The following is a 14292-nucleotide window of genomic DNA, read 5'->3' on the forward strand; positions in this document are numbered from 1 at the left end:
CCATGGACCTGGCTGCACAAATCACTACTGCAATAGCCCAATTCTCGAGTGCAACTCGACTGTACGCACTGAGCCTCGATCGTGATACATCCAAGATCGCGGACGGCTTGTTAGTTGAAGCTTTCATATCCGATGAAGAGGTACATGGGATCGGGGATCGCGATGTAATTGTAGTATCGACCAATGCCCATATGCCACTTGAGCCACTTCTTGGCCGACATGCTGCACTGGAAGTAAGCCTGACCAATGGCAGTCGTACCCGTTTTTCAGGCGACATTACCGAGATTGCAATGCTGGGCAGCGATGGTGGATTTACGCGCTATCGCTTGCGCTTGTCTCCTTGGCTATGGCGTTTAAGCCAAGTGCGTAATTGTCGGGTATGGCAAGACGCGACTGTTATCGACATCGTCGATTCGGTTTTTAAATCCTACTTGCCGCTTGCACAATGGAGATGGAGTAGCGAGGTGCAGTCCTTTATGAAGGATGCAATGCCCCGTAACTATTGCTGCCAGTACCGTGAGTCCGATTTGGATTTCGTACGGAGGCTGTTGACCGAGGAAGGTGTTTGTTGGAGATTTGAACAAAGCAAGGAGGGCCTGACTGCTGTGCTGTTTGCGGACAGCACCCGCCAGACTGCAATTCCGGAAGATCTCAGCAGCGAAGCTGGCGGTGGTGTCCGCTTTCACAGTGCCCACGCCTGTTTGGATCACGACACCGTACAGTCGATGCGGGTACAGCATCGTTTGGGCGCATCGTTGTCCACAGTGCTCAGTTATGACTACAACTCGAAGATGATCAAAGCCGCTAGCTCGCCGTCTCTCCTGCGAAACAATAACAAGCTGCCTCCTCTCGAGCTGTTCGACTCGCCAGGTCAGTCTCTCTTTGCCACTGCCGATCAAGCGCGGCGCTACACAAACCTGCAGATGGACGGGCGTGAAGCCCGCTGTCAGATGTGGAGCGGCAATTCGACATTGCGTACGCTGCGAGCCGGGACGCGTCTCAGGATTCTCGGTATGCCATTGAAACAACTTGGCAATGCGCCCATGTTCACGGTACTTCGTGTCGTCAGCGTCGGAGTAAATAATTTGCCGCCTCCCGCACAGCACGCGCTGGCGGAACTGTTCGGTACCATCCCGGAATTACTGCAACAAATCGTTCACAAAAACATGCCGGCGGATTTTTCGCTGGCAGCCGAGCAGGCGAAAAAAACCGGCTATGCGAACTGTTTTGAAGCGATCAAGGCCGACGTCGTCTGGCGTCCTGAGCTGGCAGGTACCGATGGCCGGAGCAGGGTACGTCCAACCGCACCCGGTTCACAAACCGCCATCGTGGTCGGTCGCGACGGCAGCGACTATCCGAACGGCGCAGACGAACTGTATTGCGACCGGCTTGGCCGTGTTCGAATTCGTTTCCATTGGCAGGAAACCACTGCCAGCTGTTGGGTACGAGTAGCGCAACGATCTGCCGGTGGTGGCATGGGATTCCAATTCCTGCCGCGCATAGGGACGGAAGTGTTGGTGAAGTTCCTTGAAGGGGATATCGACCGTCCAATTATTGTCGGCGCCTTGTATAACGGGCGCGGCGAAGGCGGCATTGTCCCGACGCCAGGCGGCCGCTATCCAGATGAGAACAGTACATCGCCCTTCGCCATGGCGCATGACCACGTACCTTCGGGACAAGGCAACCTCACAGGCGGCAAGAGCCCCGTGTGGCACGGCGCGTCGAGAGACAGCGCGGGACACTGTAACGGCGCGGCGCAATGGGGGATAAGAAGCAAGGAATTTGGCGGCGCAGGATACAACCAGCTTCTATTCGATGACACCGATGGGCAGGGACGTATTCAACTCAAGAGTACGCATGCTTCCAGTGAACTCAACCTGGGCCATCTGATACACACCGCTGATAATTATCGGGGGAGTTTTCGTGGCACAGGTGCCGAATTACGTACCGATGCCTATGGTGCCATTCGAGCCGGCGCGGGGTTGCTCATTACAAGTTACCAGATTCACCACAACGCAAGCTACCGTGATCCCGCAGGCGAGAATGCAGGGGGCGTAGCGATGATGAGGCAAGCCGTCAAGCTGGGTGAGGCACTCAGCAATGCCGCTGCCACACACCAAACGGTTGCTCTTGCTACCCACGTCGGCACACTCGCGCCAGGTGCAAGTGTTTTGAACGCGACAGCACCTCCTCTCCAGGCATTGTTGACTGCCGTTTCGGGAATAGTCAGCAACCAAAATCTTGAGTCTGCGAAAGCCGATACGGAAGAGAAGCTTACGGGTTCCGCTGAAGACAAGCTGCCGCACACCAGCGATGCAATCATCGCGGTCTCCGCGCAGGCGGGCTTTGGAGCAAGTGCCGGACAAAGCATGCAATTGGCCAATGGAGAAACCGTCACGATCATGAGCGGCCAAGACACGCAATTCGTCACGGGCGGGCAGATGCGCGTTCATACCGGTCAAGCCATTGGCGTTCTGGGCGGTGTCGTGAAGGCGGGAACAGACAACATCGGCTTGCAATTAATCGCCGCAAAAGATGCAAACGAATTCCAGGCATTGCGCGACAGCCTAACAGTCCAGGCACGTGATGAAGTCAACGTGATCAGCGCCAATGCGCATATCGATTGGGCTGCCGCGAAAAGCCTCAGCCTGTCCACTGCAGGTGGTGCCAACATCACGATTGAAGGCGGGAATATCACCGTCCAGTGTCCAGGGAAAATCAAAATACATGCAGGGAAGAAGAGCTTCACCGCCCCGGAGAAACTGGACTATCCCCTTCCACGCCTGCCACGGGATGCCTGCATTGAATGCTTGTTGAAAGCGCTAAAAGCAGGCAGCGCCTTGTCGCTCAAGTGAGGTAAACGAATGTACTTTGCATGTGATGCTTCCAACACCACGGCTGTCTGTACGGCGCTAATCGAAAAAATTATTGCCCAGCCTGAACTAAATTGGCTAGCTTTGATCGACAGTGCATTCGATCATGGTCGTACCGGCGTTTCCCTACCTAATGAACGTCATGCTATGTATGACTGTGAGGGAATGTCGGACCTGCTTTCCGCCTCGCCCTTCCTGATTGTGCTAACCCCACATGACACAGAACGGCTCCGCCTTGAACTGACTACCTTGGTTCGGCACAAAAAGGAACGGCCAATGCTGAGCATCATCGGCACGTCCGCATCAGCATCCTCTGTCAACGAGAACTTCCGATCATTCCTCAATGCCGTGACGGACGATGGTCAGGAATTTCTTCTTCGTTTTGCAGATACACGCGTGTTGCCGGGACTCGCAAGTGTCTTGCGGCAGACGTACTGGGGCGGGATGACATGTTTGCTATCGGAATGGATTGCGATCGACCGTGAGGGAAGCCTTCAGGCACTTCCATTACATTCGGACCGCGCGCCATTGGAAAACCGATTCCAGCTATCCCCTGCCGAGTTCGCAGATTTGGTAACCCATGGCGAACCCGATGCTGTTATCGACGTCATCGCGGAGAATAATCCTGAAGCGTTTCCCAAAGTAAGTCGTGCAACGATCTATCGCACGGTAGCCGATTCCTGTTCCTTCGCACATCAACATAATGTGCACGCCTTTCCCGATCTCGTTGCGCTTGCTTATCTCGCTCTTTTAAATGAGGGAAAAGCGTTGCGAGATCCGGCCCTGAGCAACATGTTGCGACGCACTGACTGGACGGCTGGAAGCCTGATCGATGATTTGGTCGATTTCGTTGACTAGGGCCGTAGTACCACAATGGCACAACGACTAGCGAAGTGCTTGAACCGGTAGTGCTTGGCTTATACGTTCTTGATCAGTTCACACAAACAGCACAGTACGAGAGGGTAATATGGTTTTTAAGTCCTCGATCTCCCTGTTACTTCTGATGTGTTCTTTAACTGCATGTTACGAAAAAAAAAGCGCTAGCGTTGAATTGTCAGGATTGAACTATACGAACACTTGGATAACGGAATTTTACGTCGACGGTTACGCCGGACACGGCATTTCGCCTAATGGTGGCGGAGGGAAATACGTATGCTGTGTCAACGTACCACGCAAATGGCATAAGGGTATGAAAGTCACTATTCGGTGGCTGAAAGATGACCTTGTTCCCAATTTATGGAAAGAGCAGGTCGTAGAAGTACCTGAATACACGGCAGAAGATATCGGCACTTTTGCAGTTCATTTCTATCCAGACGATTCGGTGAAAGTTCTGATTACTTCAATAATCGAAGGTCATCCCAATTACCCATATCCAAGGCCAAATTAAACATGGCAACGCTTTCCCCTCAACCTTTTCCAAAAACTGGCCTTCGAAAACTCAGCTCGAAGGAAGTCATGCAACGCGCAAAATCATTGAATTGTACATTAAAAGAGAAAACTAGCCCATCCTGTACAGGTCAGTTGCATATTGGGATTTTTTTCGATGGAACCGGCAACAACATGACTGCTGATTACAAAAAGCCCAAGCCTTCCGACCGTAAACATAGCAATGTTGTAAAACTTTTTAATACTTATCCCGACCAAAATGATAAGGGATACTTTGCTCACTATATTCCTGGTGTGGGAACCCCATTTCCGGAAATCGGCGATTCTGGACACTTGCTAGGTGGACCATTTGCTTGGAACGGGGAGAACAGGATTATCTGGGCATTTACACGCCTACTTAACTCTATACAACGATACGTATTAAAAAAGGACCTCTTAGACGAGGAGCTTTCAGCCAGTGTATCAAATAACATGGCATCGATCACCAATCCTGGGTTCATGAGACGATTAGGGTTAAAGGATTGGCAGAAAACACTTATATCGAATTTAAAAGGACAAAAGCCATACGTTGAATTGATCAACTTGTCTGTATTTGGTTTTTCCCGTGGCGCGGCTGAAGCGCGAGCTTTTTGTAACTGGTTGTTCGAGGTATGCGAATCGGTAGACGGCGGTTGGGAATTTGCACGAATTCCTATTCGGATCAGCTTCTTGGGGATATTCGACACCGTCGCTTCAGTCGGCATTCCTAACTCGCTTGTAAATTCAATTGTCGAGGGGCACCAATCGTGGGCGGATAATAATATGCAAATACACCCGGCTGTCGAACAGTGTGTTCACTTTGTAGCCGGACATGAAGTGCGTGCTGCCTTTCCCCTTGATTCAGTGCGAATTGGTAATGATTATCCTGGAAATGCTAAAGAGGTAATGTATCCTGGCGCTCATTCTGACCTTGGGGGCGGTTATGCTTCGAACGCAGTCGGCATTGCACCAGAAATCACAAATGAAATGGCCCGCATTCCCGGGGCGCAAATGTATAAAGAAGCTCGGCTTGCAGGCGTGCCGATCTTTAGTTGGGACCAATTACCAACGCACTTTCAAGAGGACCTGAAAGTCGCGCCAAAGACAGCTGCCGACTTCAACGCTTACCTCAAAGCCGCTAACATAATGGCGGGACCAGTCGAGTACGCACACCAACAACACATGAGTCTCTATTTGAGTTATCGATACAAGTACCGCAATTCCATCGATTCTTTGCCGTTCTATCGGCGTGCAACTGCAAGCCATAAAAGGTTCATCAAGATCACCACAGACACGTTCAATGATCGTATGCGGCACTTGACCACTTATCCGATTCCGCCATCTGACGAGAATTACAATTTTTCCGATGCAGTTGCTCAACATCGAAAACTGCTTAAAGCTTCCGGACTGGAAGCAAACGAATCAAAACAAGCACAGCATCTGTTTACGCTGACAGATGCAATCAACCCCAAAAAACTGAACCCAGCAGTCGAAGAATTTTTTGGAAATTATGTGCATGATTCGATGGCGGGTTTTATAGAAATGGGCGGAAGTGCAACCAACGAATATAAAATTAACGGCCTAGGTATCCTTAAGTTTCGTAAGATTTTCAATGGAAACGACTAAACATCGAACGGGCTCCAATAGTGCAAAAAAAACCCGAGCATGTCTGTTCGGGTTTTTCTCTGAACAACGATAGAAAAATATATTTTATCTACCGTTACATCCCGACTTATTCAACCGTCACCGACTTGGCCAGGTTCCGTGGCTTGTCCACATCCGTACCGCGTGCCAGCGCCGTGTGATACGCCAGCAATTGCAGCGCCGCCACGTGCAGGATCGGCGACAGTTCGCCGTAGTGCTCGGGCAGACGAATCACGTGCAGGCCGTCGCCCGAGGTGATGCGTGAATCGACGTCGGCAAACACATACAGTTGACCGCCGCGGGCGCGCACTTCCTGCATGTTCGACTTCAGCTTTTCCAGCAGCGCATCGTTCGGGGCAATGGTCACGACCGGCATTTCTTCGGTCACCAATGCCAGCGGGCCGTGCTTCAGTTCGCCTGCCGGATACGCCTCGGCGTGGATGTACGAGATTTCCTTCAGCTTCAGCGCGCCTTCCAGGGCGATCGGGTAGTGCATGCCGCGGCCCAGGAACAGGGCGTTTTCCTTGCGCGCGAATTCTTCGGCCCAGGCGATGATCTGCGGCTCCAGCGCCAGCACCGAGGACAGGGCGACCGGCAGGTGGCGCATCTGCTTCAGGTGCTCGGCTTCTTCTTCGTCGGTCAGGCGGCCGTTCACTTGCGCCAGGGTCAGGGTCAGCAGGAACAGGGCGGCCAGCTGGGTCGTGAACGCCTTGGTCGAGGCAACGCCCACTTCCACGCCGGCGCGGGTGATGTAGGCCAGTTCGCATTCGCGCACCATGGCGCTGGTCGAGACGTTACAGATGGTCAGCGTGTGCGGCATGCCCAGGCTGCGCGCGTGCTTCAGGGCGGCCAGGGTGTCGGCGGTTTCGCCGGACTGCGAGATGGTGACGACCAGGGTGTTCGGGTGCGGCACACTGTCGCGGTAACGGTATTCGCTGGCGATCTCGACGTTGACCGGCACCTTGGCGATGCACTCGATCCAATACTTCGCGGTCAGGCCGGCGTAATAGCTGGTGCCGCAGGCCAGAATCAGCACGCGGTCGATTTCCTTGAACACTTTATAGGCGTTGTCGCCGAAGAGTTCCGGCATGATGCCGGTTACGCCTTCGAGGGTATCGCCGATTACGCGTGGCTGCTCGAAGATTTCCTTCTGCATGTAGTGGCGGTAAGGACCGAGCTCGGCCGCGCCGGTGTGGGCGTGCACGGTTTTTACTTCGCGCTCGACCGGGCGGCCTTCCGCATCGACGATCCAGTAGCGCGACAGTTGCAGGTCGACCACGTCGCCTTCTTCCAGGTAGATGATCTGGTTGGTGGTGCCGGCCAGCGCCATCGCATCCGACGCGACGAAGTTCTCGCCTTCACCCACGCCGAGGATCAGCGGCGAGCCCTGGCGCGCGGCCACCACGCGGTGCGGTTCTTCGCGCGAGAACACGGCGATCGCGTAGGCGCCGTGCAGGCGCTTCACGGCCTGCTGGACGGTGTCGAACAGATCCCCGTTGTACATGTGGTCGACCAGGTGGGCGATGACCTCGGTATCGGTCTGGCTCTGGAAGACGTAACCAAGTTCCGTCAGTTCGCGGCGCAGCTCGTCGTGGTTCTCGATGATGCCGTTGTGGACCAGGGCGATGCGCGCGGCGTCTTCGCTTGGCGAGAAGTGCGGGTGGGCGTTGTGCGAGGCCGGGGCGCCGTGGGTGGCCCAGCGGGTGTGGGCGATGCCGGTAAAGCCTTGCAGGCCGGTGCCCGCGATTTGCGTTTCGAGGTCGGCCACGCGCGAGGTGCTGCGCGAGCGCTGCAGGCGGCCATCCACGTGCAGGGCCACGCCGCAGGAATCGTAGCCGCGGTATTCGAGACGCTTCAGGCCTTCGATCAGGATAGGGGTGATGTTACGTTGCGCTACCGCGCCGACAATGCCGCACATGGAAAGACCTCGAGTAAAAAATTAGCAATAAAGCATATCCTATGGCAATGCGAATGAAATAAGCTTTCAGAATTCAATCGAAAACGTTATAAAATTTCATGCTCTAGTGGAAATGAAATATTATTTCATTTTATACGAAATTCTTACATTAAATTTCATGACTGAACCTACGCCCTTGGATGAACTTGATCGTCGCATCCTGAACGCACTCCAGACTGATGCATCGCAGACGAACACCGAACTGGCGGAATTGGTGCATGTGTCGCCGCCCACTTGTCTGCGGCGCGTCAAGCAGCTCACCGATGCAGGTGTTATCGAACGGCAAGTTGCGATTGTCGACCCGGCCAAGGTGGGGGCGCGCCTGACCGCCATCGTCGAGATCACGCTCGATGTCCAGGCCGCCGAACGCATGGAAGCGTTCGAGAAGCTGGCCGCGGTGGAAGATGCCGTGCTGCAGTGCTACCGCGTGGCGCCCGGGCCTGACTTCGTGCTGGTGGTGCAGGTGGTTGACATGCCGGCCTACCATGCGCTGGCGCACCGCCTGTTCGCCACCCACGCCAACGTGCGCAACGTCAAAGCCTATTTCTCCACCTTCCGCAGCAAGTTCGACACTCGCATCGCCGTATAACGGCGGCTAAACGCCCTGTGGATAAACCGGTGGATGACCATGTGGAATCGGTATGGGTATCCCGTGCATAAGCCGGTGGATACCCATGTGAATTTGCTGTCGATTTCCGGTGAATACGCGGTGGATTACTTCTTCGCTTTCACTGGGCGGGTCCAGCCGTCGAGCGTCATTTGCTTGGGACGCGAGATGGTCAGCTTGCCGGCCGGCGCATCCTTGGTCAGCGTGGTGCCGGCGCCGAGCGTGGCGCCCTTGCCAACGGTCACCGGCGCCACCAGCTGGCTGTCGCTGCCAATAAAAGCATCGTCCTCGATCACGGTACGGAACTTGTTCGCGCCGTCGTAGTTGCAGGTAATCGTGCCGGCGCCGATGTTCACGCGCGAGCCGACCGTGGCGTCGCCCACGTAGGCCAGGTGATTGGCCTTGCTGTGCGCGGCGACCTGGCTGTTCTTGATCTCGACGAAGTTACCCACATGGACGTCTTCGCCGAGCTCGGTGCCCGGGCGCAGGCGCGCATACGGCCCGATCTGCGACTTCGGGCCGACAAGCGCATCCTCGATGTGGCAGAACGGCTTGATGTTGGCGCCTGCGGCCACTTTGGCATTCACCAGCACGCAGTGTGGGCCGACTGTCACGCCGTCGGCCAGTTCCACGCGGCCTTCGAACACGCAGCCGACGTCGATCACGACATCGCGCCCGCACACCAGTTCGCCGCGCACGTCGATGCGGGCCGGGTCCATCAGCGTCACGCCTTTTTCCAGCAGGGCGTTTGCGATGTTCAGCTGGTGGCGGCGCTCGAGTTCGGCCAGCTGCACCTTGCTGTTCACGCCCGCCACTTCCCATTCGGCCATTGGAGAGGCCGACACCACCTCCACGCCTTCGATCACGGCCTGGGCCACGATGTCGGTCAGGTAATACTCGCCCTGTGCATTGTTGTTCGACAGCGCGGCCAGCCAGCGCTTCAAGTGGCGCGTCGGGATGCACATGATGCCGCTGTTGATCTCGCGGATCGCACGTTCGGTCTCGCTGGCATCCTTTTCTTCGACGATGCGCACGATGCGGCCGTTCTCGCGCACGATGCGGCCCAGGCCAAAGGGATTGGCCTGCTCGACGGTCAGGATGCCGAGCTTGTCGTTGCCGGCGGCGTCGACCAGGCTGCGCAGCGATTGCTCGGTGGTCAGCGGCACGTCGCCGTACAGCACCAGGGTCGGCGCGTCTTCATCGAGCTGCGGTACAGCCTGCATCACGGCATGGCCGGTGCCCAGTTGCGGCTGCTGCAAGGCGGTGTCGATGGCAGCGCCACTGTCCAGCGCCAGCTTGCCCACCATCTCCGGCACCGCTGCGCCGCCGTGCCCGTAGATCACGCATAATTTACTGGGCGACAGGCGTCGCGCCGTATCGATGACATGCTGCAACAGCGGCTTGCCAGCCAGCGGATGCAGAACCTTAGGCAGAGCGGACTGCATCCGCTTTCCCATGCCGGCGGCAAGGATGACAACGTTCATAAGCCGATTTCAAAAAGAGTTAATAAGATGAAAAAGTTTAGCACGCATGACACCCTGTTCCAGCGCACGCGCGCATTGTTCCTGATCGGGCTGCTCGCTTTACTGGCCGCCTGCAGCACCATCCGCTTCAGTTACAACCACGGCGACACCTTACTGTACTGGTGGCTGGACGCCTATGTCGATTTTGAGGGCGATCAGTCCGACGGCGTCAAACAGGACATCAAAGAATTGTTCCAATGGCATCGAAAAACCCAGCTGCAAGACTATGCGGCGTTGCTCGGCAAATACCAGCGCCAGCTGGCGGCCAATCCAACCCAGGCCGATTTGCTGAATGCATACAAGGAAATCCGCAGCCGTACCGAAACCCTGGCCTACCACGCCGTGCCGGACATGGTGGACCTGGCGCTTTCGCTCACGCCCGAGCAGATCAAGCAGATGGAAGAACGTTTCGAGAAGAAAAACCGCGAATACCGCAGCAAGTTTGTCAGCGGCAGTGTTGAAAAGCGCAACGAAGCGCGGTTTGACAAATCGATGGAGCAACTGAAACTCTGGTTCGGCAGCTTCAGCCGCGAGCAGGAAGCGGCGCTGCGCCGCGCGTCGGATGCCCGTCCGCTCGACAACAATATCTGGCTGGAAGAGCGCATCCTGCGCCAGCGCAAGATCCTGGCGCTGGTACGCAAAATTCAAGCGGAAAAGCCGAGCAAGGAACAAACAACGACGATGATCAATGGCCTGATCCGCGAATTCTTCACCCGCATGGATGCGCCGGAACGCAAGGCTTTCTACGACGCCTATACGAATGCGACCACGAACTACATCTTGAGCGCAATTCGCATCGCCACGCCGGAACAGAAAGCGCATGCGCAAAAACGCATGCAGGGCTGGATCGACGATTTCAACGCCTTGGCCAAAGAGGCGAAATAATCGGATAAACCAGCGTGGTATAGTGCGCGCCATGCAAAGAAAGCCAGCAAAACCCCAGGGCCAGCACGGGCGTCCGCGCCTGGCCCCACAGCAAGTGCGCATCATCGGCGGCGAATGGAAACGGCGCCTGCTGCCGGTGCTCGACGCCCTCGGCCTGCGCCCCACGCCCGACCGCGTGCGCGAAACCGTCTTCAACTGGATCAATCACCAGGTCGCAAACGACTGGGAGGGCGTCGACTGCCTCGACTTGTTCGCCGGCAGCGGCGCGCTCGGCTTCGAGGCCGCCAGCCGCGGCGCCCGCTCCGTCGTCATGCTCGACTACCACGGCCCCGCCGCGCGCCAGCTCGAACTGAACAAGGAAACCCTGAAGGCGCAGAACGTCTCCGTGCTGCGCGGCGACGCCTTCGTGGTGGCGCGCGACATGGCTGCGCGCGGCCAGCGTTTCGACGTGATCTTCCTCGATCCGCCGTATCAGCAAGACTTCATTGCCAAGGCGCTGCCGCTGTGTATCGATCTGCTGAACGAGGGCGGCATGGTGTATGTGGAAGCGGAATTCGCGCTGCCGCAGGGCGCAGACACGCCCGATTGGCTCCTGCCCTGGGAACAGGTCCGTGCCGACAAGGCCGGCATGGTTTTCTACCACCTGCTGAAATTGCACGAAAACAAGGCATAATGCCCTTAATTTTGCTCAATTAACGGGCAAAGTGGCTCCGAGGGTGGGGCAACTGCCGGATTTTCATGCATAATGCGCCTTTAAACACAGGTGTTTCTCCCAGGGAGCCACAATGGTTGTAGCCGTTTATCCAGGTACCTTCGATCCGCTCACCCGCGGCCATGAAGATTTGGTCCGCCGCGCGTCGGGTCTGTTCGATACGCTCGTGGTCGGTGTTGCCGACAGCAAGAACAAGAAGCCTTTCTTCTCGCTCGAGGAACGCCTGGAAATCGCCAACGAGGTGCTCGGCCATTATCCGAACGTGCAGGTCGAGAGTTTCTCCGGCCTGCTCAAGGATTTCGTGCGCAAGCACGATGCGCGCGTGATCGTGCGCGGCCTGCGCGCCGTGTCCGACTTCGAATACGAGTTCCAGATGGCGGGCATGAACCGCTATTTGCTCCCGGACGTCGAGACCCTGTTCCTGACCCCGTCCGACCAGTACCAGTTCATCTCCGGCACCATCGTGCGCGAGATCGCTATGCTGGGCGGCGACGTGTCGAAATTCGTCTTCCCTTCGGTGGACCGTTGGCTGCAAAAGAAAATCGCAGCAATGAACCTGCCGAAAGCCTGAATCCGCATACCGATTCGGGCATTTAACAGGCAATAAGCGAGCAGTATCATGGCCTTACTGATTACCGACGATTGCATCAATTGCGACGTGTGCGAGCCCGAGTGCCCGAACGACGCGATTTCGATGGGCGAAGAGTTCTACCAGATCGATCCGAACAAGTGCACCGAGTGCGTCGGCCACTTCGACGAACCCCAGTGCGCCTCGCTGTGCCCGGTCGCCTGCATTCCCCTCGATCCGGCCTGGCGCGAAACGCGCGAGGAATTGATGATCAAGTACGAACGCTTGACCAGCGCAAAGAACACCGCCTGAATATCACGCCGGCCCCGCGCCGGCGTTTTCCTGCCTGGCGCGCACGGTATGTGCGTATTCCGACAAGCGCGATTTGCCATGCTAATCTTCCTGCATGGCCCCTCCGGACGATAACGATGCTTGCAATGCGCTGCCGCACAGCGTCAGCGAGAACATCGGCACGATCGCCGAATACTGCGAGCGCAACGAAGAGCAGGTCACCGTCGCCCAAAAGGTGGTCGAGAAAGTCAGCCTGTTCCTGGGCAGCCCAAGCTATTTCGCCGTTAACGTCACCTTCATCGTCTGCTGGCTGCTCTGGAACAGCCTGGCGCCGGCGTTCGATCTCGAGCAGATCGACGAGCCGCCTTTTTATTGGCTGCAGGGTTTTGTCTCCCTGAACGCCTTTATCATTTCCACCACTGTGCTGATCCGCCAGAACCGCATGTCCAAGCTGGCCGAGCGCAATGCCCATCTCGATTTGCAAATCAGCCTGCTGTCGGACGAAAAGACCAGCAAGATCATCGCCATGCTGGAAGAAATCCGGCGCGAGAGCCCAAACCTGATGGACACGCCCGACCGCGAAGCCGAGGAACTGGCCAAGCCGGCCGATGCGCCCAGCGTGTTGAGCGCCATCGAACGCGAGACGAAATAAACGAAACGGCATCGGGCAAACGAATCACGCCGGAATGTGCTCCCGCAGCATCGAAATAAACTTCGACTGTTGATTTCAGACAAGAATTCAATGCTATATTGCTATCCAAGTTTTAGCACGGTCATCCTTTTTTAATAGCGATTGGCCGGATGTACACCGATAAACTAGGAGACAGCATGAAAGCGTTGAAAACCCTCGCTGCTGGCGCCGCCCTGGCGCTCGCGTTTTCCCTGCCGGCCATGGCCGCCATCGACGTCAACGGTGTCAAGTTCGAAGACACGGCCAAGGTCGGCGGCAAAGACTTGAAACTGAACGGTGCCGGCATGCGCACCAAACTGGTGATCAAGGTCTATGCGGCCGGCCTCTACCTTCCCGAGAAAAGCAAGAATGTCGCCGAGATCCTGGGCATGGAAGGCCCGCGCCGCGTAACCCTGGTCATGGCGCGCGATATCTCGTCCGAAGACCTGGCCAAGGCTTTCATGGACGGTATCAACGACAACCTGGACAAGGCGGAGAAGGCGAAATTCGTCACCCAGATCAACAAGTTCGGCGAAATGTTCGCCAGCGTCGACCAGATCAAAAAGGGTGACGTGCTGCACATGGACTGGGTTCCGGGCACCGGCACCGTGTGCGAATTGAACGGCAAGCGCATCGGCGGCACCGCGATCGACATCGGCTTCTATAACGCCGTGCTGCGCATCTGGCTGGGCGACAAACCGGCCGACAGCTCGCTCAAGCCAGCCCTGCTGGGCGACGCGAAGTAATCGCCGAAATCTTCTTTGTCAGGACATAAAAAAACGCGGCGCCGGTAATCCGGGCGCCGCGTTTTTTATTCAAGACGCAGTAATCAGGCGCGCGCTGCAACCCGGGCCGGTTTGGCGATACGCGGGCGCACGGTCAGTACCAGTGCGCGCACGATGCCGCTCAACAGCGGGCGGAAGAACATGACAAAGCCCACACCCAGCGCCAGCATCAGGGCCATGAGCAGCAGATCCGCGGCCGGCAGGGGCGGGAAGGAAAACTGGGTAACGCTATCGACGAAGGCCATGATCTTGTTGAGTTGATGTTGTTTTTTTCAACTATAGTGCAGTGCAGCATATAAATCTAATTCCGTTCGATGATGGCGCTTATATGGATCGTGAATGGAAATGCGTTACACTGACAGACAGACTTAAA

The 14292-nt window shown here is 56.3% G+C and carries 14 protein-coding genes; 11 read left to right on the forward strand and 3 right to left on the reverse strand.

Annotated elements, in window-relative coordinates:
* Nucleotides 1-2: 2 nt before the first annotated feature.
* The 4 genes from ACWYRN_RS08650 to ACWYRN_RS08665 all read left to right on the forward strand — a co-directional run bounded on the left by ACWYRN_RS08650 (nt 3) and on the right by ACWYRN_RS08665 (nt 5903).
* Nucleotides 3-2855, forward strand: a complete 2853-nt coding sequence (locus tag ACWYRN_RS08650; protein ID WP_488692792.1) for a type VI secretion system Vgr family protein — start codon at nt 3-5, stop codon at nt 2853-2855.
* Between the two features lie 183 nt (nt 2856-3038).
* Complete coding sequence (locus ACWYRN_RS08655) at nt 3039-3731, forward strand: DUF4123 domain-containing protein (protein ID WP_488692793.1); 693 nt, start codon at nt 3039-3041, stop codon at nt 3729-3731.
* Nucleotides 3732-3876: 145 nt separating this feature from the next.
* Nucleotides 3877-4260 (forward strand): DUF3304 domain-containing protein, encoded by a 384-nt coding sequence (locus ACWYRN_RS08660; RefSeq protein WP_488692794.1) that lies wholly within the window; start codon nt 3877-3879, stop codon nt 4258-4260.
* Nucleotides 4261-4262: 2 nt separating this feature from the next.
* Entirely contained in the window at nt 4263-5903 is a 1641-nt protein-coding gene (locus ACWYRN_RS08665) for a T6SS phospholipase effector Tle1-like catalytic domain-containing protein (protein WP_488692019.1), read from the forward strand.
* Between the two features lie 106 nt (nt 5904-6009).
* Here ACWYRN_RS08665 and glmS read toward each other — a convergent pair whose 3' ends face one another.
* Nucleotides 6010-7839: a glutamine--fructose-6-phosphate transaminase (isomerizing) gene (glmS, locus tag ACWYRN_RS08670; protein WP_488692020.1), complete on the reverse strand. Its 1830-nt coding sequence runs from the start codon at nt 7837-7839 to the stop codon at nt 6010-6012.
* Nucleotides 7840-7996: 157 nt separating this feature from the next.
* On the opposite strand from glmS, the gene ACWYRN_RS08675 reads away from it, so the two are divergent.
* Entirely contained in the window at nt 7997-8467 is a 471-nt protein-coding gene (locus tag ACWYRN_RS08675) for an Lrp/AsnC family transcriptional regulator (protein ID WP_488692795.1), read from the forward strand.
* Between the two features lie 125 nt (nt 8468-8592).
* Here the strand turns inward: ACWYRN_RS08675 and glmU are convergent, their stop codons facing one another.
* Nucleotides 8593-9969, reverse strand: a complete 1377-nt coding sequence (gene glmU / locus ACWYRN_RS08680) for a bifunctional UDP-N-acetylglucosamine diphosphorylase/glucosamine-1-phosphate N-acetyltransferase GlmU (protein WP_488692021.1) — start codon at nt 9967-9969, stop codon at nt 8593-8595.
* Here glmU and ACWYRN_RS08685 point away from each other — a divergent pair.
* The 6 genes from ACWYRN_RS08685 (at nt 9871) to ACWYRN_RS08710 (ending at nt 13880) form a co-directional block, all read left to right on the forward strand.
* A complete protein-coding gene (locus tag ACWYRN_RS08685; protein WP_488692022.1) occupies nt 9871-10893 on the forward strand; it encodes a DUF6279 family lipoprotein in 1023 nt (340 codons plus the stop codon). The two genes, glmU and ACWYRN_RS08685, sit on opposite strands and share 99 nt — an antisense overlap.
* Before the next feature lie 31 nt (nt 10894-10924).
* Nucleotides 10925-11566 carry a 16S rRNA (guanine(966)-N(2))-methyltransferase RsmD gene (rsmD, locus tag ACWYRN_RS08690; RefSeq protein WP_488692023.1) on the forward strand — a complete coding sequence of 214 codons (642 nt, stop codon included), beginning with the start codon at nt 10925-10927 and terminating at the stop codon, nt 11564-11566.
* Between the two features lie 112 nt (nt 11567-11678).
* Nucleotides 11679-12176, forward strand: coding sequence for a pantetheine-phosphate adenylyltransferase (coaD, locus tag ACWYRN_RS08695; protein ID WP_305824826.1), 498 nt, complete (start codon nt 11679-11681; stop codon nt 12174-12176).
* A 48-nt stretch (nt 12177-12224) separates the two neighbouring features.
* Nucleotides 12225-12485 (forward strand): YfhL family 4Fe-4S dicluster ferredoxin, encoded by a 261-nt coding sequence (locus ACWYRN_RS08700; RefSeq protein ID WP_229436262.1) that lies wholly within the window; start codon nt 12225-12227, stop codon nt 12483-12485.
* Between the two features lie 94 nt (nt 12486-12579).
* A complete protein-coding gene (locus tag ACWYRN_RS08705; protein ID WP_488692024.1) occupies nt 12580-13116 on the forward strand; it encodes a DUF1003 domain-containing protein in 537 nt (178 codons plus the stop codon).
* A gap of 176 nt (nt 13117-13292) precedes the next feature.
* Nucleotides 13293-13880: a chalcone isomerase family protein gene (locus ACWYRN_RS08710; protein ID WP_488692025.1), complete on the forward strand. Its 588-nt coding sequence runs from the start codon at nt 13293-13295 to the stop codon at nt 13878-13880.
* Between the two features lie 83 nt (nt 13881-13963).
* On the opposite strand, the gene ACWYRN_RS08715 is transcribed toward ACWYRN_RS08710, so the two are convergent.
* The gene (locus ACWYRN_RS08715) at nt 13964-14164 is read right to left on the reverse strand and encodes a hypothetical protein (protein ID WP_488692026.1); all 201 of its coding nucleotides are present in this window, start codon (nt 14162-14164) and stop codon (nt 13964-13966) included.
* Between the last annotated feature and the right edge of the window lie 128 nt (nt 14165-14292).

This window comes from Massilia sp. BAP21 (assembly GCF_057801335.1).